This window comes from Stenotrophomonas sp. YJH_SMC_110, from assembly GCF_059369255.1.
In genome coordinates this window covers 299,515-323,772 of the sequence record NZ_JCAFSM010000002.1, presented here as the reverse complement: position 1 = coordinate 323,772, position 24,258 = coordinate 299,515, and the positions used below count along the sequence as shown (strand labels likewise).

The window sequence follows — 24,258 nt, the reverse complement described above, 5'->3', positions numbered from 1 at the left end:
CCACGCCATGCGTGGATGCGACGGTCCGGTCCGCGTCCATCCATCCATGGAAACCAGCGTGTCGCCAGCTCCACATGCGGCCCCGCTAGAATGCGTGCATGACCGAATTCATCCCGCCCGGCACCCGCTTCCACGCCCTGCCCTCGCCGTTCCCGTTCAAGCGCGGTGGCGCCCTGCATGGCGCACGCGTGGCCTACGAGACCTGGGGAACGCTGGCCGCCGACGCCGGCAATGCGATCCTGATCGTGACCGGCCTGTCGCCGGATGCGCATGCGGCGGCCAACGAGGCCAATCCGGCGCCGGGCTGGTGGGAGGCGATGGTTGGCCCCGGCAAACCCATCGATACCCGCCGCTGGTTCGTGGTCTGCGTGAATTCGCTGGGCAGCTGCAAGGGATCGACCGGCCCCGCCTCGATCAACCCGGCCAGCGGTGAGCCCTACCGCCTGGACTTCCCCGAGCTGTCGATCGAAGACGGCGCTCGCGCCGCGATCGAAGTCGTGCGTGCGCTGGGCATCGCGCAGCTGGCCTGCGTGGTCGGCAATTCCATGGGCGGGATGACCGCGCTGGCCGTGCTGATGCTGCACCCAGGCATCGCGCGCAGCCACGTCAACATTTCCGGCAGTGCGCAGGCGCTGCCGTTCTCGATCGCGATCCGCTCGCTGCAGCGCGAGGCGATCCGTCTCGACCCGCGCTGGAATGGCGGCCACTACGACGATGCCGAGTACCCCGAGTCCGGCATGCGCATGGCGCGCAAGCTGGGCGTGATCACCTACCGCTCGGCACTGGAATGGGATGGCCGCTTCGGCCGCGTGCGGCTGGATTCGGACCAGGCCGACGACGATCCGTTCGGCCTGGAATTCCAGGTGGAAAGCTATCTGGAAGGCCACGCACGGCGCTTCGTGCGTTTCTTCGATCCCAACTGCTATCTGTACCTGAGCCGCTCGATGGACTGGTTCGACCTGGCCGAGTACGCCGACGGCGACGTGCTGGCCGGGCTGGCGAAGATCCGGGTGGAGAAGGCACTGGCCATCGGCGCCAACACCGACATCCTGTTCCCGGTGCAGCAGCAGCAACAGGTCGCCGACGGCCTGCGTGCCGGCGGTGCCGATGCGCGCTTCATCGGCCTGGAATCGCCACAGGGCCATGATGCCTTCCTCGTCGATTTCGAGCGTTTCGGCCCGGCCGTGCGCGGCTTCCTCGACGCGCTGTAAGTGGCGTGGCGGCGTAACCTCGCGCTGGCCGCCTTCGGCGCGCTGACCGCCTTGATGATCAGCGGTGTGCTGCCGTTGTGGCTGGGTGGCTGGTGCCTGCTGGCCAGTGCGGTGTCGTTCGGCCTCTATGGCCATGACAAGCGCGCGGCGCAGCGAAAGCGATGGCGCATTCCCGAGCGCACCCTGCAGCTGCTGGCCTTCGCCGGAGGCTGGCCCGGCGCGCTGCTGGGCCAGGCGCTGTTCCGCCACAAGCATCGCAAAGCCGCATTCCAGTGGGTGTTCTGGCTGTGCGTGCTGGCCAACGTGGCCTCGATCGCGGTGATGCTGCGCGAGTTCTCCCATTGACCGGCCTGTAGAGCCGAGCCCATGCTCGGCTGGCTTGCTTCCGGAGCCGAGCATGGGCTCGGCTCTACAGTAGATCCACGCCATGCGTGGATGTGCCGACCAAGGTCGGCATCTACCGAAGCACTTCGCGCTCCAACACCCCATCGCGCAACCGGTACTGCGCATCGACCACGCCTTCGGGCAGGTCGTCGTGGGTGATCATCAGCAGGCTGCGCCCGTCCAGCAACCCGGAAAGGTCCTGCAACAGCGCACGTGCGGTATCCACGTCCAGGCCTTCGGTGGGTTCGTCCAGCAGCAGGATCGGCGCATTGCGCAGCAGCGCGCGCGCCAGTGCCAACCGCCGCGCCTGGCCGGCCGACATCGTCGCGCCGTTCTCGCCCACCCAGGCCTGCAGGCCACCGTTGCGCTCGGCCCAGTCCCCCAGGCGCACGCGACGCAGGACCGCCCACAACGCGGCATCACGGGCGTCGGGATCCCCCAGCCGCAGGTTCTCGGCCACGGTACCGGCAAACACCGGTGCGTTCTGCGGAAGCCAGGCCAGCTGGCGGTGCCACTCGGCCTGGGCGACGTCGCGCAGGTCGCGTCCGCCATAGGTGATTCGCCCCTGTTGCGGATCCCACAACCGCAGCAGCAGGCTGGACAGCGTGGTCTTGCCACTGCCGCTGTCGCCACGGATCGCGATGCGTTCTCCCGGCGCCAGGGTCAGCTGCAGGCCGGACAACACCGGCCGTGCGGCACCTGGCCACTGGAAGTGCACGTCATCCCAATGCACGTGCGCCGCCTGGGGTACCGGCTGCGGCGTCTGCGGATCCTCCACCGTCGGCGGTTGTTCGACGATGGCCTGCAGGCGGTCAGCAGCAACGCGCCCGGACTGCAGCGACTGCCAGGCCAGGCCCATGCCGGCCCAAAGTTCGATCAGCGCCACGGTCAGGAAGACGAGGCCCGCGGCCATTTCCGGCGCGATGTGCTGCTGTTCGGTGGCGTGCAGAGCCAACGCCAGCATCGCCACCAGGCCCAGCCCCGCCACCAGGCCGTGCAGGGTCGAGGCCGCGATCAGGCGCCAACGCCGACGACGATCACGCGAGGCCAGCTGCTTGGCGGCCACGCGTACCTTCAGCTGCCAAGCCGCATCGGCATGCAGCGCAGCCAGGTCACCGGCCCCCTCCAGCCCTTCGAATGCAGCGGTGCGCAACGCCGCGCGGTGCGCGGCACGATCGGCCTCTTCGTCGTCATGGCCACGCACGCCCAGCCACGGCACGCCGAAGGCGACCAGCAGCGCCAGCACCGCCAGCAGTACCGCCGCCGAGGGCAGGATCAGCGCTGCCGAGGCAACCGCCACCAGCGACAGCGCGCCCAGCGCCACCAGCGGCCCGATCGCACGCACCAGCAGCCCATCCACTTCGCCGATGTCCCCCAGCAGCCGCGCCAGCAGCTCGCCGGTGCGCGTGGCGCCCAATCGTGCCGGCGCCAGTGGCAGCGCGCGGCGGAAGAACCACACGCGCAGGTCGCGGGCGATGCGCAGCGTGGCATCGTGGCCGACCAGCTTTTCGAAGTAGCGCGACACGATGCGCGCCATGGTCAGGCCACGGATGCCGGCCGAGGGTGAGAAGAAGTTGAAGCCCTGGCCGAGGCCGGCCGCACCGGCCAGCGCGGCCGCCGTGAGGAAACCACCGGACAGGCCCAGCAGCGCCGTGCCGGCCAGCATCGTGGTCCACAGCAGCAGCAGGGTCAGCAACAGGCGCGGCCGGTGCCGCAGGAATATCGCGCGCAGCGAATCAGGCGAACGGCTCATGCGCGCACCGCCTGTGCCGGCTCGACCAGGCGGCCTTCCGGCAACAGCAGGCAACGATCGGCCCAGGCGATCACCGCCGGGCTGTGGGTGGCGACCACTACGCTGCGCCCGCGTGCATACGCGGCCAGACTGCGCAGCAGCGCCGCCTCGGTATCGGCATCGAGGAACGCGGTGGGTTCGTCCAGCAGCAGCACCTGCGGGTCGCGCAGCAGCAGGCGGGCCAAGCCGATGCGGCGCGCTTCGCCACCGGACAGGCCGAAACCACGCTCGCCGATCACCGTATCCAGCCCCTGCGGCAGGCGCTGTGCGAACTGCAGTACCTGCGAGGCCTCGGCCACCGCGCGCAGGCGCGCATCGCTGGCGCCGGGATCGGCCAGGCGCAGGTTGTCGGCGATGCTGCCGTGGAACAGGTACGGTCGCTGGCTGGCATAGGCCACCTGCACGCCGGGGCGCAGCTGCAGCTTGCCGGCACGCGGCGGCAACCAACCGGCCAGCGCCTCCAGCAGCGTGCTTTTGCCGGACCCGCTGGGACCGACCAGGGCCAGGCGCTGGCCCGGCTCCAGCAGCAGGTCCAGATCCCGCAGCACATCCTGCGGCGCCCCCAACGGGCGCAGTACCAGTCCTTGCGCCTGCAGTGGCGGCAAGGCGGCCTCGGCCGGCTCCACCGCCAGCGGCGCAACCTCGTTCTCGATCAGGCCCTGCTCGTCCGGCAGCGACTGCAGCAGGCGTTCCACTTCGGCGGCGGCGGCCAGTGCATTGGCGCGATCGTGGTAGTGCGCAGCCAGCCGTCGCAGCGGCGCATAGAACTCCGGCGCCAGCAGCAGGCAGAACAGGCCCGCACCCAGCGTCGGCACCGCTGCATGCAGCGACATCATGCCCAGATAGCTCAGGCCCAGGTACAGCGCCACCATCGCCACGCTCACCGAGGCGAAGAATTCCAGCACGGTGGACGACAGGAAGGCGATGCGCAGCACCTTCAGGGTGCGCACGCGCACGCCTTCGGCGGCGGCCTCGATGCCGGCCAGTTCGGCTTCGCCGCGGCCATACAGGCGCAGCAGGCCCAGGCCCTTGATGCGGTCGGCGAAGTGGCCGCTCATGCGCGCCAGCTCGCCCAGCTGCGCGCGCCCAGCGGCTTCAGCACCCCAGCCCACCAGCATCATGAAGAACGGCACCAGCGGCGCGGTGAACAGCAGGATCAGCGCCACCACCCAGTCCACCCAGGCGACAGCGGCCAGGATCAGCAGCGGCACCACCACCACTTCGGTGCGCACCGGCAGGAAGCCGCTGTAATAGCTCTCGATCGCATCACCGTGATGCAGCATCAGTTCGCCCAGTTCACCGGTGCGGCGCTGCCGCAGCCAGAGCGGGCCCTGGCCCAGCAGGCGCGCGAACACGCGTTCGCGCAATGCCAGCCGGGCGGCGTCGGCCACGTCACCGGCGGCGGCCTGGGTGGCGCTGCCCAGCAGGGTGCGCAGCACCAGGATCACCGCCAATCCCGCCAGCACCGGCAGGCCAGAGGCCAGCGGCGCGCGCTCCACCAGCACCTGCTGCACCAGCCAGGCGATGGCGGCAGCCTGGCCGATCAACAGCGCGCCGGACAGGCTGATGCACAGCGCGGCCAAGCGCTGGCGGCCCCGGGCGGAGCGTGCCAGGTCGGCCAGCCAGGCCGTGCGCACACGCCGCTGGCGGGCGGTTTCAGCTTCCGGGGACAGGCCGTCAGGGGTCGTTTCGGCAGCGCTCAAGAGGTCTTCACGGGCAGCGGGGGAGACACGGCATTGTAGGCGCAGGCAATAGCCCGCCCCTGCGGCCGGCGGTCGCAGTCTTCATCAGGTTGGCATACGATCAACCGGGGCACCTGTTCATACATTGATCTGGATCAAGGCTGTTTGAAGTAGTCGGTCACATCATTCACGTCGTAGACCACCCTTCCCGCCACCTGCAACGGCACTATCCAACGAGGTAGCCAGGCCATGATTGATCAGACAGTCGTAGAACTGTCGCGGCTGCAATTCGCGCTGACCGCGATGTACCACTTCCTATTCGTACCGCTCACCCTCGGCCTGTCCTTCATGGTGGCCATCATGGAGAGCGTGTACGTGATGACCGGCAAGGAGATCTGGCGCAGGATGACCCTGTTCTGGGGCGTCCTGTTCGGCATCAACTTCGCCATGGGCGTTGCCACCGGCATCGTCATGGAATTCCAGTTCGGCATGAACTGGTCCTACTACAGCCACTACGTGGGTGACATCTTCGGTGCGCCACTGGCGATCGAAGGCCTGATGGCGTTCTTCCTGGAAGCGACCTTCGTCGGCCTGTTCTTCTTCGGCTGGAACCGCCTGAGCAAGGTCAAGCACCTGATGGTGACCTGGCTGATGGCGCTGGGGACCAACCTGTCGGCGATCTGGATCCTGGTAGCCAATGGCTGGATGCAGAACCCGACCGGTGCGGTGTTCAACCCGGAAACCATGCGTATGGAAGTGGTCGACTTCATGGCGGTGGTGTTCAACCCGGTGGCGCAGGCCAAGTTCGTGCACACCGTCAGCGCCGGCTACGTGACCGGTGCGGTGTTCGTGATGGCGATCAGCGCCCTGTTCCTGCTGCGCAACAAGCACAAGGACCTGGCCCGTCGTTCGTTTGCGGTGGCCGCGGCGTTCGGCCTGCTGTCATCGCTGTCGGTGGTCGTGCTGGGTGACGAGAGCGGTTACGCCGCCAGCGAACACCAGAAGATGAAGCTGGCCGCGATCGAGGCGATGTGGGAGACCGAGCGTGCGCCGGCCGACTTCACCGCCTTCGGCATCCCCAACCAGGAGACTCACCAGAACGACTACGCGGTGAAGATCCCCTACCTGATGGGCCTGATCGCCACCCGCTCGTTGAACCAGCCGATTCCCGGCATCCTGGAACTGGTCGAGCGCGCCGAACACCGCGTGCGTGGCGGCCAGCTGGCCTACGGTGCATTGGAACGCCTGCGCGCCAACAAGAACGACGTTGAAGCGCGCGAGATGTTCGACCGCCACTGGCAGGACCTGGGCCACGGCCTGCTGCTCAAGCGCTATCGCGATGACATCCTCAACGCCACCCCGCAGGAGATCTCGCAGGCGGCGATGGACACGGTGCCGCGCGTGATGCCGTTGTTCTGGACCTTCCGCGTGATGGCCGGCCTGGGCTTCTACCTGATCGCCTTCTTCGCACTGGCCTTCTACTACTCGTGCCGCAACAACTTCCAGGACAAGCGCTGGTTCCTCAAGCTGGCCCTGTGGACGCTGCCGGCACCGTGGATCGCGATCGAGTGCGGCTGGTTCGTGGCCGAGTATGGTCGCCAGCCGTGGGCGGTCGATGGCGTGCTGCCGACCTTCTATGCGGCGTCGGGCCTGGCCCTGCATGAAATCGTGCTGACCCTGGCCGGCTTCACTGCCATCTACACCGCGCTGATCGTGGTCGAGATCAAGCTGATGCTCAAGGCGATCCGCAAGGGTCCGGACGAGGTGCTGCCGTCGCTGCAGTCGCCCCAGCCGCATGCTTCCCACAATGCCTCGGCGCCGGCCGCCGGCCAGGCCTGAGGCAGGAGAACCAAGATGGATTTCATTCTTCTGGACTACACCACGCTGCGCGTGATCTGGTGGCTGCTGCTCGGCATCCTGCTGATCGGTTTCGCCGTGATGGATGGTTTCGACCTGGGCGTGGGCACCCTGCTGCCCTTCGTCGCCCGCAACGACGCTGAGCGCCGGCTGGTGATCAATACCATTGGTCCGGTCTGGGAAGGCAACCAGGTGTGGCTGATCCTGGGCGGCGGCGCGATCTTCGCCGCCTGGCCGCCGCTCTACGCGGTCAGCTTCTCCGGGTTCTACCTGGCGATGTTCGTGATCCTGTTCGCCCTGATCCTGCGTCCGGTCGGCTTCAAGTTCCGCGGCAAGATGCCCAGCGAGCGCTGGCGCAACACCTGGGACTGGGCGCTGTTCATCGGTGGCTTCATACCGGCGCTGATCATGGGCGTGGCGGTGGGCAACGTGGTGCTGGGCGTGCCGTTCCACTTCGATGACAGCATGCGCATCTTCTACACCGGCTCGTTCTTCGGCCTGCTGATGCCCTTCGCACTGCTGGCCGGCCTGCTCAGCGTGTCGATGCTGGTCGCCCACGGTGCCGCCATGCTGGTGCTGAAGACCGACGGCCCGGTGGCCGAGCGTGCGGCCCGCTTCGGCAGCATCGCCGCGATCATCGCTTTCGTGCTCTTTGCGGTCGGCGGCGCCTGGGTGGCCTTCGGCCTGCCGGGTTACCAGATCACCTCGCAGGTGGTCACCGACGGCGCCACCAATCCGCTGCTGAAGACCGCCGAACTCGGCGCCGCCGGTGGCTGGATGCGCAACTACAGCACGATGCCGGCCACGATCCTGGCCCCGCTGCTCGGCCTGGCCGGCCTGCTCGCCAGTGCGGTGCTGCTGCGTGCCCGCCGCGGCGGCCTGGCCTTCATTGCCTCCGGTGCGGCCATCGCCGGCATCATCCTGACCGTCGGCTTCGCCATCTTCCCGTTCCTGCTGCCGTCCTCGAGCCAGCCCACCTCCAGCCTGACCGTGTGGGATGCCTCGTCCAGCCACCTGACCCTGTGGATCATGCTGCTGGCCACGGCGGTGTTCCTGCCGATCATCCTCGCCTACACCACCTGGGTGTACCGCGTGCTGAAGGGCAAGACCACCACCGAAGAGATGGGCAACAACCCGAACGCGTATTGATTGCTTGCACGTGTGCCGACCAACGGTCGGCACCTACCCGGAATGAAGGAGACTGATCATGTGGTATTTCGCCTGGATTCTCGGTGCCGGCCTCGCCTCGACGGTGGCCATCCTCAACGGCATGTGGTTCGAAGCCCGCGAGCAGAACCGCATCGAGAAAGAAAATCGTCGCTGAGCTGTAAAAAAACCTTGCCGCCTTGGCCTTCACACGGTATCTTAGGCGGCTCCTTCGGGGTGTAGCTCAGTCTGGTAGAGCGCTACGTTCGGGACGTAGAGGTCGCAGGTTCGAATCCTGTCTCCCCGACCACTTCGGTGGTCGCATTGAAGCCTGGTGAAGTCGTCCAGGCTTTTTTGTTCCCTGAAGTGGCACTGCTTCGGCAGTGTGAAGAAAACAGCATTCACCCCTTGCCGCCATCGGGGTGAATCGCTAGAATAGGCGGCTCCCTTCGGGGTGTAGCTCAGTCTGGTAGAGCGCTACGTTCGGGACGTAGAGGTCGCAGGTTCGAATCCTGTCTCCCCGACCACTTCGGTGGTCACCAAGAAGCCTGGAAGACATCACTGTCCTCCGGGTTTTTTTGTATCAGGCACCTGCCCGCCCGCATGACGGGACCTTGCCGGAGCCCGCACGTACAATGGCCGCGCTGCCGGCCCGCCAGCAGCCCCTCCCCCACCTGCCGCTTCGGCGTAGACCGATGCCGGCGCTGCATGCCATTGCCCCGGCGTGCGACACCTGCAAGGACCACCGATGAGTTCCTCCCCTTCCGATTCGCCGTCGCTGCTGCACGGCCGCGTCCTCGCATTCGCCGCGATCCTGCTGGCAGCGATCAACCTGCGCACCGCGGTCACCTCGATCACTCCGCTGCTGGACGTGCTCGGCCAGCAGTTCGGTTTCGGTACCACCATGACCGGCGTGCTGGGCATGCTGCCGACCGCGTCGTTCGCACTGTTCGGCGTGGCCACGCCGGCACTGGCGCGGCGCCTCGGGCTGGAGCGCACCACGCTGCTGGCGATGGTGATGGCGATGGCCGGCCTGCTGCTGCGTTCCAGCGCCGGCAACGTCGGCACGCTGCTGTTGGGTTCGGTGGTGGCACTGGCCGGCATGGGCATCGGCAACGTGGTGGTGCCGCCGCTGGTGAAGCGCTATTTCGCCAACAAGGTCGGCACCATGAGCACGCTCTACATCAGCGTGCTGCAGCTGGGCACGATGCTGCCGGCGCTGCTGGCGGTGCCGGTGGCCAACGCCGCAGGCTGGCGCGTGTCGCTGGGCATGTGGGCGCTGCTGGCGCTGGCTGCCGCACTGCCGTGGCTGGTGCTGGCCACGCGCGCGCCGAAGCCGCAGTCCAACGTGTCCGATCCGACCGCGCAGCCGCATGGCAAGGTCTGGCGCACGTCACTGGGCTGGAGCATGACGCTGATGTTCGGCATGACCTCGCTGATGACCTACTCGATGTTCACCTGGCTGCCGCGCATCGTGGTCGAGGCCGGTGGCACGCCCGCGTTCGGCGGCGTGATGGTCGCCGTGTTCTCGGCGCTGGGCCTGCTGCCATCGCTGGTCATTCCGTCGATGGCGGTGCGCATGCAGAACCCGTTCCCGCTGGTGCTGATTGGCTTCTTCTCGTTCGTGATCGCCTTCACCGGCCTGCTGCTGGCACCGATGAAGGCCCCCCTGCTGTGGGCCTGCCTGCTCGGCGTCGGCCCATCCACCTTCCCGCTGGCACTGACCCTGATCAACCTGCGCACCCGCACCCCGACCGGCTCGGCGGCGCTGTCCGGCTTCATGCAGGGCGTGGGCTACAGCTTCAGCTGCCTGGGCCCGTTCCTGGTCGGCTGGCTGCACACGGTCAGCGATGGCTGGACCCTCCCGTTCAGCTTCCTGTTCGGCTGCGCCGCCCTGATGCTGTGCGCCTCGTGGGTGGCCTGCAAGCCGCGCAAGCTGGAAGATCTCTGGTAAGCCACGTGGGGCCCGCAACCGGGCCCACCTACCATTCGTCAGCCCGTCTGCGCATTTTGACGCCGGGCTGACAATTCCGGGCGGATAGTGCCCACGAATGCCCATCCTTGCCGCGTGCCGGCATCGGGCATGGGGGCGGCAGCGCCGCCCGGGCCACCACTCGGTGTGCGGGGGACTTCGTTTCAGACAAGACATCGCAGGTCGCTGTCCGGGTTGTATCCGTCTTCGCTGGGCGGGAATGCACGAAGGGAGTGACGCGGGCCACGGCCACGCCAAAAGCTGGCATGTGATGTGCGTCACATTTTTCAGGTTGTCTGGTTCGGAAGCCAAGGGGGTCCCCAATGGTTGTCCACCGCCGGCTGGCGCTCTGCGTCGGCCTTGCCTGCACCGCCCTGGCCTGGGCCAGCGGCGCTGCCCCGCCCGACCGCGAAGCAGCGTTGGCCGAGATCGGCCGCTATCGAGACCAGGCGCGTTGGCTGGACGCCCTGGGCGCGATCGAGCGCGCCAGCCAGCAGCAACCCAACGACGACCTGCTGTTCAAGCTGCGCGTATTGACGCTGGGCGACATCGGCAACGCCTGGCGTGCGTGGGAGCTGTACCAGCAGCGCCCGCAACTGTTCGACGCTGCGCAGAAACAGCGCCTGGAAGGCGACTACCTGGCCAAGCTGGTGGTCTGGAGCCTGGCCTACAGCAGCAGCGAGGACAGCCGCCTGGAAGAAGCCGAATCGACCCTGGCCCGCATGCAGCGCTACCTCGGCGGCGAAGGCACCCCGCCCTCGCAGGCACCACTGCGGATCCGCATGGACCGTCTGATCCTGCTCAACCGGCTGGGCCGCCATGCACAGGTCCGCGAGGAAGCGCGGGCACTGCAGGCCGAAGGCCACACCCTGCCCGACTACGTGCTGCCCGCAGTGGGCGATTCGTTGATGGGCACCCTGCACCCTGAAGAAGCCATCCCGGTGCTGCAGGCGGCCGTCGCTGGCGACCCGACGCGCGACGCCTCGCATTCGGAACTGGCTTACGCCTACCTGGAAAGCGAGCAGCAGGAAAAAGCCATCGACCTGCTGCAGGCATGGCGCGACAAGGAGCCGGCGTGGCGCTGGAGCAACGGCAAGTCGCCGTACGCGAACTGGTCGCGCTACGAGGCCGATCTCAACCTGGCGATGGTGCGCGCCTACAGCGGCGACCTGCACACCGCGCAGCACGACCTGGAGTCGATGGTCGAGATCGCACCCGGCAACGGCGGGCTGCAGAGTGCGCTGGGCAGCGTCTACATGATGCGCGGCTGGCCACGCCGGGCGCTGCAGCGCCAGCAGATGGCACACGCGCTCGATCCGCGGGACATCGAACCGCGGCTGGGCATGGAAGAGGCCTATGTCGCCCTGCAGCGCGACGACCTGGCGCGGCCGCTGCACGATGACCTGGTCGCACGCTACCCCACCCAGCCGGCAGTCGAACGCATGGACCAGGCCTGGCGCGCGCATCGCGGCTGGCAGCTGAAGGCATGGACCGACATCGGCCGCAGCTCCGGGGGCGGTGGTACTTCGCCCCTGGGCAACAACGACCGCCACTACGGCGTGGACGTGGAGACGCCGGTCCTTGATGACCGCTGGCGGTTGTTCGCCCTCGCCGACCGTCGCGTGACCGACTTCCAGGACCAGCGCATCGATCCCCTGTGGCTGGGTGCGGGCGTGCGTTACCGCTTCGGGCAGCTGGATGCGGAAGCGGCGGTCCTGCGCGCCAACGATCACATCGGCGACACCGGCCTGCGCGTCGGCGTCGGCTGGCAGTTCAACGATTCCTGGCACGCCGGCGTGGTGGTCGCACGCAATGACCCGGAGGCCTCGATGCAGGCGCGCGCGGCCGGCATCACCGCCGACAGCGTGAGCGCACAGGTGGACTACCGGCGCAGCGAGCTCACCCACTGGACGTTCGGCGCGAGCCGCTTCCGCTATGACGACGGCAACCACCGCGAGCTTTTCGGCACCAGCGTCCAACAGCGCCTGCTGACCCGCCCACGCTGGCTGGTCGATGGCCTGGCCAGTGCCTACACCAGTCGCGGCAGCCGCGATGATGCGCCCTACTTCAACCCGAAGCGCGACCGCATGGTCGAGATCGGCCTGCGCATCGACCAGCAGCTGTGGCGGCACTACGAGCGCCACTTCCGGCACCGGCTGACCGTCTCGCTGGGCGACTACTGGCAGGACGGCTTCGGCAGCGCGTTGGTGCCGTCGGTGTCCTACATGCACGAGTGGCAGCTGGGCCCTGGCCGCGTGTTCGAGTATGGCGTGCGGTGGTCACGACCGGTCTACGACGGCCATCGCGAGCGCCATATCGGCTTCGAAGCCGCATTGCGCTGGGGAGACTGACATGGCCCGCTTCCTGCGACTGATCGTGCTCCTGCTGCTGGCCTGCGTGCCACCGGCGTTCGCGCAGCAGCCCCTGCATCTTGATGCGATCGACAACGGCCTGCTGATCCTCAGCTACCACGACATCCGCGACAAGGTGGCCGCCAAGGGTGATGCCGATTCCTATGCGGTGAGCACGCAGAACTTCGCCGCGCACCTTGACTGGCTGGGCGCGCACGGCTACCACCCGGTTTCGCTGTCGCAGCTGATCGAGGCCTCGCAGGGCCGCGCCACGCTGCCTCCCAAGCCGGTGCTGCTGACCTTCGACGATGGCCTGCGCAGCGTCTACGACAAGGCGTTCCCGCTGCTGCAGGCCTACCACTACCCGGCCCTGGTGGCGGTGATCACCGATTACGTGGACATGGCACCGGGCCGCACCATCGACTATGGCTACCGCCCGTTCGGCCACGATGACTTCGTGACCTGGGCGCAGCTGAAGCAGATGCACGACAGTGGCCTGATCGAAGTGGCCAGCCATACCGACGACCTGCACCACGGCGTGCTTGCCAATCCGCAGGGAAACTCCACGCCCGCCGTGGTCACCCGCATCTACACCCCGGCCACGCGCAGCTACGAGAGCGGGACACAGTATGAGCAGCGCCTGCGCACTGATCTTTCGCGCAGCGTGCAGCGCATCCAGCAGCACATGGGCGTGCGCCCGCGCGCCATCGTCTGGCCATATGCCGCGTACAACCAGTTGAGCAACGACATCGCCGAGCAGCTGGGCATGCCGGTTTCGTTCGACCTGGAAGGCCGTAGCACGCCAGTGGCCAGCGACCTGCACGGGCTGGCACGATTGCTGGTGAGCAACAACCCGACCGTGGAAGGCCTGGCCTACGAACTGCGCCGAGACGTGGCGCTTGATGGCATCCGCGCCCTGCAGATCGATCTGGATGACATGTATGACCCGGATCCAGCGCAGCAGGCACGCAATCTCGATGCATTGATCGAGCGGGTCAAGCGCATCGCGCCGACCCATGTCTATCTGCAGGCCTTTGCCGACCCGGACGGCAACAACACCGCCGATGCGCTGTATTTCCCGAACCGGCACATGCCGATGCGGGCGGACCTGTTCAGCCGCGTCGCCTGGCAGCTGAAATCCCGCGCGGGCGTGAAGGTCTACGCGTGGTTGCCAGTGCTCGGCTTCGAACTGCCCGACCCGGAGCAGCGCAAGGTGCTGGCGATCCGCAATGGGGATGCCGACGGCATGTACCGGTTGGATTTCACCAACCCGAAGGCCAGGCAGATCATGCTCGACATCTACGAGGACCTGGCGGTCAATTCCTACTTTGAAGGCCTGCTGTTCCATGACGACGGCTACCTGCGCGACACCGAGCTGCCCGCCCTGGCGGCCGGCGAAGATGGCAGCGCACGTACCCAGGCACTGATCGACTTCACCCTGGCCCTGCGCAACAGCGCGCAGCGCTGGCGGCCGAAACTGGCAACGGTGCGCAACCTGTATGCCGAGCCGGTACTCCGCCCGCAGAGCGAAGCCTGGTTCGCGCAGCGCCTGGACCTGTTCAACAAGGCCTACGACCAGACGGCGCTGATGGCGATGCCGTGGATGGAAGGCAGCAGGCACCCCGAGCGCTGGCTCGACCAGTTGCTGGCCGCGGTACGCGCGCACGACCCGCAGCTTCAGCACACGCTGTTCGAGCTGCAGACCGTCGATTGGCGCAGCGGGCAGCCGATTCCCGCCGGGCGCCTGCGTGCGCAGATCCGCCAGTTGCAGGCGCAGGGCGTGCACCACTTCGCCTGGTACCCCGATGACTTCATCGCCGACCAGCCCTCCACCCGCGATGCCCGCGCGGCAATGTCCGCCGGCAACTTCCCGTACCCGGAGAAGTGACGTGGACATGCATCCGCTGCTGCAGGTCCTGTTCCAGTTCGCCTTCTACTACCCGATGGTGATGGCGTTCTTCTGGATGTCCGGTGGCCTGTACTACTACTTCCGGCGCGAGCGTCACTCACGTCCGCGCAACGATCCGCCCTTGATGATCGCCCCTCCCTTCGCGACCTTGCTGGTGCCCTGCCACAACGAAGCAGAAAACCTGGACGACACGCTCACTGCGGCGCTGGCCCAGCGCTACCCCGCCGATTACGAAGTGATCGCCATCGACGATGGCAGCAGCGATGACACCGGCGCACGGCTGGATGCGCTGGCGGCAAGGCATCCACGGCTTCGCGTGCTGCACCTGGACCGCAACCTGGGCAAGGCCAATGCGCTGCGCATGGGCGCACTGGCCGCACGCTCGGAGTACCTGGTGTGCATCGATGGCGATGCGATGCTGGAAGAGCATGCACTGCACTGGATGGTCTGGCACCTGGTCAGTGGCAACCGGGTCGGTGCGGTCACCGGCAACCCGCGCATCCGCAACCGCTCCACCCTGCTCGGACGCCTGCAGGTGGCGGAATTCTCCTCGATCATCGGCATGATCAAGCGGGCACAGCGCGTGTATGGCCGCATCTTCACCATCTCCGGCGTGATCGCCGGCTTCCGCCGCACTGCCCTGCACCAGGTCGGCTGGTGGTCGGATGACATGGTGACCGAGGACATCGACATCAGCTGGCGCCTGCAGCGCGCGCACTGGGACATCCGCTACGAACCCAATGCGCTGTGCTTCATCCTGATGCCGGAGACGCTCAAGGGCCTCTGGCGGCAGCGCCTGCGCTGGGCCCAGGGCGGCGTGGAAGTGATGCTGCGCCACGCGCGCTCGCTGCTGCACTGGAAAGAGCGGCGCATGTGGGGCGTGCTGCTGGAGTACGTGTTGAGCGTGGTCTGGGCCTACACGATGCTGTTCATCGTGCTGCTGTGGGCACTGGGCAAGTTCATCGAGCTGCCGCCGCAGCTGCATATCGCCAGCCTGCTGCCGGAGTGGCATGGCGTGATCCTGGCGCTGGTCTGCCTGCTGCAGTTCGCCAGCAGCCTGATCATCGACCGGCGTTACGAAACACAGATTGGACGCAATTACTTCTGGGTCATCTGGTACCCGATGGCGTACTGGCTGATCAGCCTTTCCACCACCCTGGTGGCGCTGCCCAAGACGCTGCTGCGCCGTCGCAGCAAGCGCGCCACCTGGACCAGCCCTGACCGGGGGATCCGATGAACGCGCAACGCCCGTCCAACCGCTTCGACTCGCGGATGATCCGCAAGCCGCATCGCCAGCCACACTTCCAGCGCACGGCCTGGGGCTTCGTCACCCTGGCGTTCTGGGGCTTCTACTTCTATCTGTGGGCCCCCCTGGTGACCCTGCTCTCGTGGCTGATCGGTGGCCAGCTGGCCTGGCGGCAGCTCTACGAACGGCAGAACCAGTTCGACCCGTACGTGCTGGTCGCGCTGCCATTGATGCTGCTGTGCGCCAGCGTGCTGCTGATCGCCTGGGCCGAGTACAACCGCGCCCGCTTCCGTGGCCGCGAACGCCGCCTGCCGCGGCCCCTGGCCAGCCTCAACGAAGTGGCCGCCGATCTGGGCGCCAGCACCGGGCTGGCCGAACGCCTGATGGGCTGCAAGGCCGCCACGCTGCACATGGATGATCACGCACGGCCGGTCGGCATCCGCCGCGAGGTGGTGTAACCCGACGACCTGGTAGCTGCCGACCTTGGTCGGCACCGGGGTTTGCCGCGAAGAGCATCCACGCGAGGCGTGGATCCACTTATGTACGCGTCTGCCCTTCGCCGCGCACGACAAATCGTTCAACGGTGAGGGCTTCCAAGCCCATCGGGCCGTAGGCGTGCAGGCGCGTGGTGGAAATACCGATCTCACTGCCCAGGCCCAGCTGGCCACCATCGGAGAAGCGCGACGAAGCGTTGACCATCACCACCGCCGAGCGCAGCGCGTTGACGAAGCGCTCGGCGTGGCCGGTGTCCTCTGTGGCGATCACTTCGGTGTGGTCGGAGGTATAGGTGCGGATGTGCGCGATGGCTGCATCAAGATCATCGACCACGCGCACCGCCAGCACCAGATCGAGGAACTCGGCGGCGTAATCCTCCTCGGTCGCCGCCGTGCTGCCCGGCAGCAACGGCTGCGCCTGCGCATCGGCGCGCAGCTGCACCCCACGCTCACCCAGCGCCTGCGCCACGCGCGGCAGGAACGCGTCAGCCACGGCGCGGTGCACCAGCAGCGTCTCCAGCGAATTGCACGCCGCCGGCCGGCTGCACTTGCCGTCCACCAGCAGGTCGATGGCCTTGCCGAGGTCGGCGCTGGCGTCCACGAACAGGTGGCACACCCCCTTGTAATGCTTGATCACCGGCACGCGCGCGTGCTCGGCCACGAAACGGATCAGGCCTTCGCCGCCACGCGGAATGGCCAGGTCGATCAGCTCATGCAGCTGCAGCAGTTCCAGCATCGCCTCGCGGCGCAGGTCGGTGAGCACGGTCACCGCCGCCGGCGGTACGCCGTTGGCCTTCAATGCACCGGCCAGCGCCTGGGCGATGGCGGTATTGGAGTGGATCGCTTCGGAACCACCGCGCAGGATCACGCCATTGCCGGCCTTCAGGCACAGCGCGGCGGCTTCGGCCGTCACGTTCGGGCGCGCCTCGTAGATCATCGCGATCACGCCCAGCGGCACGCGCACCTTCTGCACGCGGATGCCGTTGGGACGTACGTCGTCGCGCGTCACCTGGCCGACCGGGTCAGGCAGCGCGGCCACCTCGCGCACCGCCTCGGCCATCGCGAACAGCCGCGGCGGGTCCAGTGCGAGGCGGTCGAGCATGGCACTGCCAACGCCCTTGTCGCGCGCGGCGGCGAGGTCGCGTGCGTTGCCGGCCAGGATCAGTCCGGCATTTACTTCCAGGGCCTGCGCCATCGCCAGCAGCAGCGTGCGTCGCGCCGCACTGTCCAGGCCGGCAACGATCTGCGCTGCATCACGGCAGGCGCGCGCCTGGGCTTCGATTTCGCTCATCGGGGTGTCCTTCAAACCGGTCATGGCAGCACCAGGTCGTCACGATGGACGACGCTGCCGCCGTAGTTGTAGCCCAGCACGGCCTGGATGTCGCGCGAATGATGGCCGGCGATCCGGCGCACGTCGTCGGCCGCGTACTGGCTGACGCCGCGGGCGACACAGACACGCCCCTGCGGTGCGATCCAGCACACCTGCACCATGTCGCCGCGCCGGAATGCCCCCTCGGCAGCGGTGATGCCGCCGGGCAGCAGCGAGGCGCCCTTCTCCCGCATCGCCTGTGCCGCACCGGCATCGACGACGATCGCGCCCTCGGCCAGCGGCGCGTGCCGCAGCCAGTGCTTGCGGGCAGCCTCGCGGCTGCGTGCGGCGTGGATGCGGGTGCCGAACAGGCGGTCCTGCGCCAGCGCGCGCACCACATCGCTGCTGCGGCCGTTGAACAGGTAGGTCTCGATGCCGAGGCGGCCCGCCTTGGCCGCCGCCTCCAGCTTGGTACGCATGCCGCCGGTGCCGGCGCGCGAGCCGGCGCCGCCGGCCATCGCCAGCACATCGTCACTCAGTTCCGGCACGTCGTGCAGTGGCCGCGCGTCGGCCACGGTGCGCGGATCTGCGCTGTACAGGCCGTCGATGTCGGTGGCGATGAACAGTGCATCGGCATCGACCAGCGCGGCCACGGTCGCGGCCAGGTTGTCGTTGTCACCGAGCTTGAGCTCGTCCACCGATACGGTGTCGTTCTCGTTGACCACCGGCAGCGCACCCAGCCGCAGCAGTTCGCTCAGCGTGGCGCGTGCATTGAGGTAGCGGCGGCGGTTGCGCAGGTCGTCGTGGGTCAGCAGCACCTGCGCCACCGGGCACTCGAAGAAGCGTTGCCAGAGCCCGATCAGCTGCGCCTGGCCGAGCGCGGCCAGGGCCTGGCGCGCCGCCATCGCCGCACCGGGTTCATCGGCCCGCGGCAGGATCGCGCGCCCCGCCGCAACCGCGCCGGAGGAGACGATCACCACCTCGCGCCCAGCCAGTACGTTGGCGGATACAAACTGGGCCAGGCCCAGCGCGTGGCGTGGCGACAGGCCGCCACCATCGGCCGCCAGCAGGCTGCTGCCAACCTTCAGCACCGCACGCCGCCATGGCGGCAGCGCCTGTTGCGGGAACGGCGAAGCGACGGTGGCGGCGTGCAGGGTCATCGGTCAGGGCCTCAGCGGGTATTCCATTCGTGCACGGTCAGCTCGGAAGCGTGCATCGTCACCAGCGGATCGGTGGCAACGATGGCCCGCGCCTGTTCCAGGCTCTCGACATTGCACAGCACATAGGCGCCACCGCTGCCATCGGCGAAACCACCGGTCAGCTGCAGCTTTCCCTGTGCCTGCAACGCCTCGAGGAAATCGCGGTGCGGCTGCACCGCCGCATCGTTGAAGTCCGGCCGGCGCATCGCCATCACCAGATAGACAGTGCCCGCCATCAGGACAGCGCCTGCCAGCGTGCGCGCAGTTCGTCCAGGCGCAGATCGGCAGCCGAGCCCGGCGATACACGCGCAGCCAGGCTGCCTTCCGGGGTACGTCCCTGCCCTGCGCTGTCGGCACCGGCTGCAGCGGCCTTGTAGGCCTCGCGGAACGGCACACCGGCCACCGCCGCTTCCACGGCGACGTCGGTGGCATACATGCCCGAATCGATCGCTGCGCGCAGCCTGTCGTCACGCCACTCCAGATTGGCCAGCAGCGCCGGCAGCAGTTCCAGCGCGGCCAGGCCACGGCCGAAGCCGTGGAAGATGGCGCCCTTGGACGACTGCAGGTCACGGTGATAACCCGAAGGCAGCGACAGCAGCTGCTCGATCTCGGTGCGCGCGGCGGCGACGCTGGCGTGGGTCGCACGCATCAGCTCGATCACGTCCGGGTTGCGCTTGTTGGGCATGATCGAACTGCCGGTGGTGTACTGCGCCGGCAGCGCGACGAAGCCGAACTCGGCGCTGGTGAACAGCGACAGGTCCCAGGCGATGCGGCGCAGGTCCAGCGTAGCGCCACCGAGTGCTTCCAGCGCGGCCAGCTCGAACTTGCCGCGCGACAGCTGTGCGTAGATCGGCGAGATCTGCATGCGCGCGAAACCGAGCGCGGCCGTGGTGTGCTCGCGGTCCAGCGGCAGGTTCACCCCGTAGCCGGCGGCGGTGCCGAGCGGATTGGCGTCGACCAGCGCATGGGTGTCACGGGCGCGGATGGCGTTGTCGATGAAGGCCTCGGCCCATCCGGCCCACCACATGCCGGCCGAAGAGACCACGGCGCGCTGGATATGGGTATAGCCGGGAATCGGCAGGTCCTTCTCGGCCTGCGCACGGTCCAGCGCGATCTTGGCCACGTCGGTGCTGAGCCCGGCCACGCGCAGCAGCTTCTCCTTCAGCCACAGGCGGGTGGCGACCAGGATCTGGTCATTGCGGCTGCGGCCGGTGTGGATCTTGCGGCCAGCGTCGCCGAGGCGTTCGGTCAAACGCGCTTCGATTGCTGAGTGACCGTCTTCGTACTGCGTATCCAGCACGAAGCGGCCTTCACGGAAATCCTGCGCCAGCACGTCGAGCTCGCGCAGCAGGCCTGCCAGCTCGTCGGCGCTGAGGATGCCGATGTGCTGCAGGCCCTGCGCATGCGCGGCGCTGGCAGCGATGTCATGCAGGAAGAACTCGCGGTCGAGGATCACGTCGTCGCCGGCGAGGAAGGTCTGGATCTGGGCGTCGACAGCGACGCCGGGCTTCTGCCAAAGAAGGTCTGCCATGGGGGCTCCGGAAGGCGTGTTCAGTGCGGGATCGACGTCAGTTCGTCGATGCCCAGCGCAAGGTTGAGGTTCTGCATGGCCTGGGTGGCCGCGCCCTTGAGCAGGTTGTCCAGGGTCGCCACCACCACCACCCGCTTGCCGCCAGGGGCCAGGGTGAAGCCACCGACCTGGGCACCGTGGCGGCCGGCGATGCGGCTGACCCACGGCGCTTCATCCACCACTTCGATCAGGGGTTCGCCGGCATAGGCCTGCTGGAAGCGCTCGACGATCTGTTCGCGGGTCTGCACGCGGTTCAGCCACAGGTTGGCGGTCAGCGTGATGCCGCGGAAATGCGGCGCGACGTGCGGCATGAACTCGACGGCCACGCCCAGCTGCACCGACACCTCGCGCTCGTGCACGTGGTTGGTCAGCGCATACGGCATCAGGTTGTCGGCCAGCAGTTCGACGTTGTTCTTGTCCGACGGCGTGGTACCGGCACCGGAGTAGCCGGAGACACCGAAGCACTGCGGCGGGCCGGCCAGCAGGTCCAGCAGCGGATGCACCGCCAGCTGCATCGCCGTGGCATAGCAGCCCGGGTTGCTGATGTGCTTCTGGCCGTTGTAGCGGCCGCGGGTCAGCTCCGGCAGGCCGTAATACCAGCTGTTGTCGAAGCGGTAGTCGGCCGAGAGATCGACGATGACGGTGTCCGGCTTGGCGGCTTCAAGCGCGGCCACGAACGGTGCGGCCAGGCCGTTGGGCAGGGCCAGGATCACCGCGTCCACGCCTTTGGCGGCCACCGCGTCGGCATCCAGGTTCTCGTACTGCAGCTCGCCCTGGAACTCCGGGTGGTGGTCGGACAGGCGCTGCCCGGCGCGCTCGCGCGAGGAGACGAAGGCCAGTTCCAGGCGCGGATGGGCGGCCACCAGCTTGATCAGCTCGGCGCCGGTATGGCCGCGGGCCCCGACGATGCCCAGGGTGAAAGTCGAATCGTTCATGCGTGGCTGTCCAGGCGGTACTGCAGGTGGCGCTTCACGCCCTGCCATTCCGCATCGATGATGGAGAAGATGACGGTGTCGCGCGGCGTGCCGTCGGCGTGCCGCTTGTGGTTGCGCAGCACGCCATCCTGCTTGGCGCCGAGGCGTGCGATGGCGGTGCGCGAGGTGAAGTTGAACCAGCTGGTCTCGAACACGACGCTCAGGCACTGCAACCGCTCGAACGCGTGGCTGAGCAGCATCAGCTTGGTCTCGGTGTTGACCCCGGTGCGTTGCGCAGACTCGCCATACCAGGTGTAACCGATACTCAGGCGCGGCACGTCCGCTTGCAGATCGTAGTAGCGGGTGGTGCCGACAATCTGGTCGTTGGCATCGAACACCACGAACGGCAGCACCCTGCCTTCGGCCTGCGCCTGCAGCGCTGCCTGCACGTAGCCGGCCATGGTCTTCGCATCGGGCACCTGGGTGTACCAGAGCCTGGACAACGCGCCATCGCCAAGCGCGCCGCGCAGGCCATCGATATGCCCCATCTGCAGCGGCTCCAGCCGCGCATGGGTGCCCGCCAGCGTAGGGACCTTGGTCCAGTCGGCATGGTTCATGTGTTCAGCCCTGCAGGCTCGGCGCGCGCCGGGCGCAATGGTCGACATAGGTCTTGATCCGGTCGATGCCGTCGGCGCCGAACCAGAACACCTTCCAGTGGTCCTGCTTGTAGCAGCCGTCGGATTCAGCGTAATAGAAGTGGTTGATCGGATTGCCATGGCGCGAACGCCAGAACAGCTGCGGGGTTTCCTCCAGCATCACGTTCCAGACCGCGCGGCCCAGGCCCTCGCCCTGCGCATCGTCGAGCACGGCGAACTTGTCCAGGTACACGCCCTCGGCCTCGTCGGTGAGGATCACCGCGGTGCGGTAGTTCTCGCTGACGTAGGCGCGCAGCAGCTTCGTCTTTTCGAAGTACTCCGGCACCAGGGTGCGGCCGAAGCTGGATTCGATCAGGCCCTTCAGGCGCGGCAGGTCCAGCGCGTTCCAGGCGGTGGCGCGCAGCACCTTCTCGCCCTTGCGCACCAGCGTGCCCGAACCCTTGTGGGTGAACAGTTCCTTGGCCAGGTCGGCCGGGCGCGTGATCGACACCGACGATTCCAGCGGCAGGCGATCGAGCAGATCCTTGATCTGTTCGATCTTCACCTTCATGCCGCCGTGGATCCACGGCTGCGCGATCAGGTGGTCGTACTCGGTGGACAGGTTGATCGAATCGATCACGTTGCCCTGCTCGTCCAGCAGGCCGCCAGTGCCGGTCAGGAAGATGATCTTGTATGGCTGCAGTTCCTGCACCAGCTCGTTGGCGGCGAAGTCGGCGTTGACGTTGAGGATCTGGCCGCCAGCGGTCTCGCCCAGGCTGGTGATGACCGGGATCGACCCGGCACGCAGGCTGGCCTCGATCGGTGCCAGGTTGACCTTCTTCACCTCGCCGACCAGGCCGTAGGTGTCCACGTCCAGGTACTGGGCCTCGAACACGCCGCCGGTGATCGAGGTGGCGCGCGCGCCGTTCTGCTGCAGCGCCTCGACCAGGCGCAGGTTGGACTGCTGGAACACCCGGCGCACGATCGCCAGCGCTTCCGGCGACGTCACGCGCAGGCCGTTGACGGTCTGCTTCTCGATGCCGGCGGCCGACAGTTCGGCATCCAGCTGCGGGCCGGCACCGTGCAGTACGATCGGGGTCAGCCCGACTTCCTGCAGGAACGACAGCGAAGAGGTCAGCGCGTCGAGGTCGTCGCGCAGCACCGCGCCGCCGACCTTGACCACGGCGAAGCGCTTGGCGTCCAGCTGCGAGAAGCGCTTGAGGTACTGGCTGATCTCCTTCGCGCTGGCCATGCTGGAAAGCAGGCGCACGATGGTCTGGCGGGTCTGGCGGTGGGGCTGGAGGGCAGGAGACATTTCGGTTTCGTCACAGGCGGCGGTCGCCGCGTTGCAGTTCCACCCGGCCAGGGCCGGGCGGCGTTGTAGGGTCGATCAGGCGCCGGCGGCGATGATGCGATGCACGGCGTCGGTGTAGCGCTGCAGCTGCTCCAGCGTCACGAACTCATCGGCGGTGTGGGCCTGGGCGATGTCGCCCGGGCCGAACACCAGCGTGGTGTAGCCACCGGCGGAGAACAGCGAGGCCTCGGTCCAGAAGTCCACCGCGTTGCCGATCGGCAGCTCCAGCGCATCGGCCACATCGCGCGCCAGCAGGCGGCGGTTCTCGGCCTCGGCGATGTCACCGGCCGGCAGGCTGGGGCCACGGAACGTTTCGGTGAAAACGGCGGCTTCCGGTTCGGCGAAACCGGCGAAGGTCGCCAGCAGGCCATCGATGTCCATCGACGGCAGCGGGCGGAACCCGAAGCGCACCTCAGCAGCCGGTGCGATCATGTTGGCCTTGATCCCGCCTTCGACGCGACCGATGTTGAAGCGCAGCCCGGTCAGCCCGCCGAAGCGGGCCGAGGCCAGCGATTCCACATGGTCCAGTGCACGGTTGCCCCAGCGCATGGCCTGGTGCAGCGCGCTGGCGGCCGCGTCCTGCTTGCCGGACGCATGGCCGGCGCGGCCGGCGAACTGCATCAGCACCGAGCTGATGCCACGATGCGCCAGCACCGCTTCACTCATGGTCGGCTCGGCCACCAGCACCGCTTCATACGGCAGGCCACGGGCCAGGAACGCGGCGATACAGCGCGGATCGTTGGCTTCCTCGTCGCTGGAGAACAGGAAGGCGGCATCGCCATCGCTGGCATTGGCCGCCGCCACCAGCGCAGCGGCGGCGCCCTTGATGTCACACACGCCCAGGCCGACCACGCGGTCGTCCAGGCGGCGCATCACATGCGGGTCGGCACTCCAGTGCGGCGAGTCCGGCACGGTGTCCAGGTGCACGTTGAACAGGTACTTCGGCGTCCCGCGCACGGCGTACAGGCTGACTGCGCCCGCGCCATGGTCGATCACCTCGACGTTGAAGCCGGGCAGGTTGTCGCGCAGGTAATCGAAGATGCCACCGGTGGTGATCGCACGCGGCGGGTTGCGGGTGTCGAAGGACACCAGGGCCTGCAGGTGATCGAGCGTCTGTTCAAGCATGTGTCTGAATATCCGTAGGGTTCGAAATCGGTAGTGCCGGCCGCTGGCCGGCTCCGCAATGATCCAGCCGTGCCACGAGCCGGCCAGCGGCCGGCACTACCCTCCATC

General features: G+C 67.7%; 20 protein-coding genes and 2 tRNA genes. 12 read left to right on the top strand and 10 right to left on the bottom strand.

What is annotated here, in order from left to right; genetic code table 11:
• Window positions 1-98 precede the first annotated feature (98 nt).
• Both metX and AC5P6H_RS06135 read left to right on the top strand, forming a co-directional pair.
• Window positions 99-1,211, top strand: a complete 1,113-nt coding sequence (gene metX / locus AC5P6H_RS06140) for a homoserine O-acetyltransferase MetX (RefSeq protein WP_046431707.1) — start codon at window positions 99-101, stop codon at window positions 1,209-1,211.
• A complete protein-coding gene (locus tag AC5P6H_RS06135) occupies window positions 1,212-1,556 on the top strand; it encodes a DUF1294 domain-containing protein (protein WP_014647770.1) in 345 nt (114 codons plus the stop codon).
• Window positions 1,557-1,668: 112 nt separating this feature from the next.
• Here AC5P6H_RS06135 and cydC read toward each other — a convergent pair whose 3' ends face one another.
• Window positions 1,669-3,348, bottom strand: a complete 1,680-nt coding sequence (gene cydC, locus AC5P6H_RS06130) for a thiol reductant ABC exporter subunit CydC (RefSeq protein ID WP_495202390.1) — start codon at window positions 3,346-3,348, stop codon at window positions 1,669-1,671.
• On the bottom strand, window positions 3,345-5,090 hold the full coding sequence (gene cydD / locus AC5P6H_RS06125) for a thiol reductant ABC exporter subunit CydD (RefSeq protein ID WP_197605032.1): 1,746 nt from the start codon (window positions 5,088-5,090) through the stop codon (window positions 3,345-3,347). The genes cydC and cydD overlap by 4 nt, the downstream gene beginning before the upstream one ends.
• A 228-nt stretch (window positions 5,091-5,318) precedes the next feature.
• Here cydD and AC5P6H_RS06120 point away from each other — a divergent pair, with 228 nt between their 5' ends.
• The 10 genes from AC5P6H_RS06120 to pgaD all read left to right on the top strand — a co-directional run bounded on the left by AC5P6H_RS06120 (window position 5,319) and on the right by pgaD (window position 16,008).
• On the top strand, window positions 5,319-6,908 hold the full coding sequence (locus AC5P6H_RS06120) for a cytochrome ubiquinol oxidase subunit I (protein WP_005410352.1): 1,590 nt from the start codon (window positions 5,319-5,321) through the stop codon (window positions 6,906-6,908).
• Window positions 6,909-6,923: 15 nt separating this feature from the next.
• A complete protein-coding gene (gene cydB, locus AC5P6H_RS06115; RefSeq protein ID WP_481440698.1) occupies window positions 6,924-8,075 on the top strand; it encodes a cytochrome d ubiquinol oxidase subunit II in 1,152 nt (383 codons plus the stop codon).
• A gap of 58 nt (window positions 8,076-8,133) precedes the next feature.
• On the top strand, window positions 8,134-8,250 hold the full coding sequence (cydX, locus tag AC5P6H_RS06110; RefSeq protein WP_005410354.1) for a cytochrome bd-I oxidase subunit CydX: 117 nt from the start codon (window positions 8,134-8,136) through the stop codon (window positions 8,248-8,250).
• A 55-nt stretch (window positions 8,251-8,305) separates the two neighbouring features.
• A tRNA-Pro gene (locus tag AC5P6H_RS06105) sits at window positions 8,306-8,382 on the top strand.
• Between the two features lie 140 nt (window positions 8,383-8,522).
• Window positions 8,523-8,599 (top strand) — tRNA-Pro (locus AC5P6H_RS06100).
• A 221-nt stretch (window positions 8,600-8,820) separates the two neighbouring features.
• The gene (locus AC5P6H_RS06095) at window positions 8,821-10,026 is read left to right on the top strand and encodes a CynX/NimT family MFS transporter (RefSeq protein ID WP_014647774.1); all 1,206 of its coding nucleotides are present in this window, start codon (window positions 8,821-8,823) and stop codon (window positions 10,024-10,026) included.
• A gap of 341 nt (window positions 10,027-10,367) precedes the next feature.
• Entirely contained in the window at window positions 10,368-12,395 is a 2,028-nt protein-coding gene (gene pgaA / locus AC5P6H_RS06090) for a poly-beta-1,6 N-acetyl-D-glucosamine export porin PgaA (protein ID WP_197621058.1), read from the top strand.
• Between the two features lies 1 nt (window position 12,396).
• On the top strand, window positions 12,397-14,283 hold the full coding sequence (gene pgaB / locus AC5P6H_RS06085; protein WP_495202389.1) for a poly-beta-1,6-N-acetyl-D-glucosamine N-deacetylase PgaB: 1,887 nt from the start codon (window positions 12,397-12,399) through the stop codon (window positions 14,281-14,283).
• A gap of 7 nt (window positions 14,284-14,290) precedes the next feature.
• Window positions 14,291-15,541 (top strand): poly-beta-1,6-N-acetyl-D-glucosamine synthase, encoded by a 1,251-nt coding sequence (gene pgaC / locus AC5P6H_RS06080; RefSeq protein WP_172412062.1) that lies wholly within the window; start codon window positions 14,291-14,293, stop codon window positions 15,539-15,541.
• Window positions 15,538-16,008 carry a poly-beta-1,6-N-acetyl-D-glucosamine biosynthesis protein PgaD gene (pgaD, locus tag AC5P6H_RS06075; protein WP_014647778.1) on the top strand — a complete coding sequence of 157 codons (471 nt, stop codon included), beginning with the start codon at window positions 15,538-15,540 and terminating at the stop codon, window positions 16,006-16,008. The genes pgaC and pgaD overlap by 4 nt, the downstream gene beginning before the upstream one ends.
• A 79-nt stretch (window positions 16,009-16,087) precedes the next feature.
• Here pgaD and AC5P6H_RS06070 read toward each other — a convergent pair whose 3' ends face one another.
• The 8 genes from AC5P6H_RS06070 to AC5P6H_RS06035 all read right to left on the bottom strand — a co-directional run bounded on the left by AC5P6H_RS06070 (window position 16,088) and on the right by AC5P6H_RS06035 (window position 24,150).
• Window positions 16,088-17,359 (bottom strand): glutamate-5-semialdehyde dehydrogenase, encoded by a 1,272-nt coding sequence (locus tag AC5P6H_RS06070; protein ID WP_014647779.1) that lies wholly within the window; start codon window positions 17,357-17,359, stop codon window positions 16,088-16,090.
• A complete protein-coding gene (proB, locus tag AC5P6H_RS06065; RefSeq protein ID WP_495202388.1) occupies window positions 17,356-18,513 on the bottom strand; it encodes a glutamate 5-kinase in 1,158 nt (385 codons plus the stop codon). The genes AC5P6H_RS06070 and proB overlap by 4 nt, the downstream gene beginning before the upstream one ends.
• A gap of 11 nt (window positions 18,514-18,524) precedes the next feature.
• On the bottom strand, window positions 18,525-18,788 hold the full coding sequence (locus tag AC5P6H_RS06060) for a YciI family protein (protein WP_014647781.1): 264 nt from the start codon (window positions 18,786-18,788) through the stop codon (window positions 18,525-18,527).
• Complete coding sequence (argH, locus tag AC5P6H_RS06055) at window positions 18,788-20,083, bottom strand: argininosuccinate lyase (protein ID WP_014647782.1); 1,296 nt, start codon at window positions 20,081-20,083, stop codon at window positions 18,788-18,790. Before argH ends, AC5P6H_RS06060 begins: the two co-directional genes overlap by 1 nt.
• A gap of 20 nt (window positions 20,084-20,103) precedes the next feature.
• Window positions 20,104-21,057: an N-acetyl-gamma-glutamyl-phosphate reductase gene (gene argC, locus AC5P6H_RS06050; RefSeq protein WP_014647783.1), complete on the bottom strand. Its 954-nt coding sequence runs from the start codon at window positions 21,055-21,057 to the stop codon at window positions 20,104-20,106.
• Complete coding sequence (locus tag AC5P6H_RS06045) at window positions 21,054-21,653, bottom strand: GNAT family N-acetyltransferase (protein ID WP_014647784.1); 600 nt, start codon at window positions 21,651-21,653, stop codon at window positions 21,054-21,056. Before AC5P6H_RS06045 ends, argC begins: the two co-directional genes overlap by 4 nt.
• Before the next feature lie 4 nt (window positions 21,654-21,657).
• On the bottom strand, window positions 21,658-22,986 hold the full coding sequence (locus tag AC5P6H_RS06040; protein ID WP_046431735.1) for an acetylglutamate kinase: 1,329 nt from the start codon (window positions 22,984-22,986) through the stop codon (window positions 21,658-21,660).
• 75 nt (window positions 22,987-23,061) lie between these two features.
• Entirely contained in the window at window positions 23,062-24,150 is a 1,089-nt protein-coding gene (locus AC5P6H_RS06035) for an acetylornithine deacetylase (RefSeq protein WP_014647786.1), read from the bottom strand.
• Between the last annotated feature and the right edge of the window lie 108 nt (window positions 24,151-24,258).

Coding starts and splice junctions, on each gene's coding strand:
- metX (WP_046431707.1), top strand. CDS start 99: ATGACCGAATTCATCCCGCCCGGCACCCGCTTCCACGCCCTGCCCTCG.
- cydC (WP_495202390.1), bottom strand. CDS start 3,348: ATGAGCCGTTCGCCTGATTCGCTGCGCGCGATATTCCTGCGGCACCGG.
- AC5P6H_RS06120 (WP_005410352.1), top strand. CDS start 5,319: ATGATTGATCAGACAGTCGTAGAACTGTCGCGGCTGCAATTCGCGCTG.
- cydB (WP_481440698.1), top strand. CDS start 6,924: ATGGATTTCATTCTTCTGGACTACACCACGCTGCGCGTGATCTGGTGG.
- cydX (WP_005410354.1), top strand. CDS start 8,134: ATGTGGTATTTCGCCTGGATTCTCGGTGCCGGCCTCGCCTCGACGGTG.
- AC5P6H_RS06095 (WP_014647774.1), top strand. CDS start 8,821: ATGAGTTCCTCCCCTTCCGATTCGCCGTCGCTGCTGCACGGCCGCGTC.
- pgaA (WP_197621058.1), top strand. CDS start 10,368: ATGGTTGTCCACCGCCGGCTGGCGCTCTGCGTCGGCCTTGCCTGCACC.
- pgaB (WP_495202389.1), top strand. CDS start 12,397: ATGGCCCGCTTCCTGCGACTGATCGTGCTCCTGCTGCTGGCCTGCGTG.
- pgaC (WP_172412062.1), top strand. CDS start 14,291: ATGCATCCGCTGCTGCAGGTCCTGTTCCAGTTCGCCTTCTACTACCCG.
- pgaD (WP_014647778.1), top strand. CDS start 15,538: ATGAACGCGCAACGCCCGTCCAACCGCTTCGACTCGCGGATGATCCGC.
- AC5P6H_RS06070 (WP_014647779.1), bottom strand. CDS start 17,359: ATGACCGGTTTGAAGGACACCCCGATGAGCGAAATCGAAGCCCAGGCG.
- proB (WP_495202388.1), bottom strand. CDS start 18,513: ATGACCCTGCACGCCGCCACCGTCGCTTCGCCGTTCCCGCAACAGGCG.
- AC5P6H_RS06060 (WP_014647781.1), bottom strand. CDS start 18,788: ATGGCGGGCACTGTCTATCTGGTGATGGCGATGCGCCGGCCGGACTTC.
- argH (WP_014647782.1), bottom strand. CDS start 20,083: ATGGCAGACCTTCTTTGGCAGAAGCCCGGCGTCGCTGTCGACGCCCAG.
- argC (WP_014647783.1), bottom strand. CDS start 21,057: ATGAACGATTCGACTTTCACCCTGGGCATCGTCGGGGCCCGCGGCCAT.
- AC5P6H_RS06045 (WP_014647784.1), bottom strand. CDS start 21,653: ATGAACCATGCCGACTGGACCAAGGTCCCTACGCTGGCGGGCACCCAT.
- AC5P6H_RS06040 (WP_046431735.1), bottom strand. CDS start 22,986: ATGTCTCCTGCCCTCCAGCCCCACCGCCAGACCCGCCAGACCATCGTG.
- AC5P6H_RS06035 (WP_014647786.1), bottom strand. CDS start 24,150: ATGCTTGAACAGACGCTCGATCACCTGCAGGCCCTGGTGTCCTTCGAC.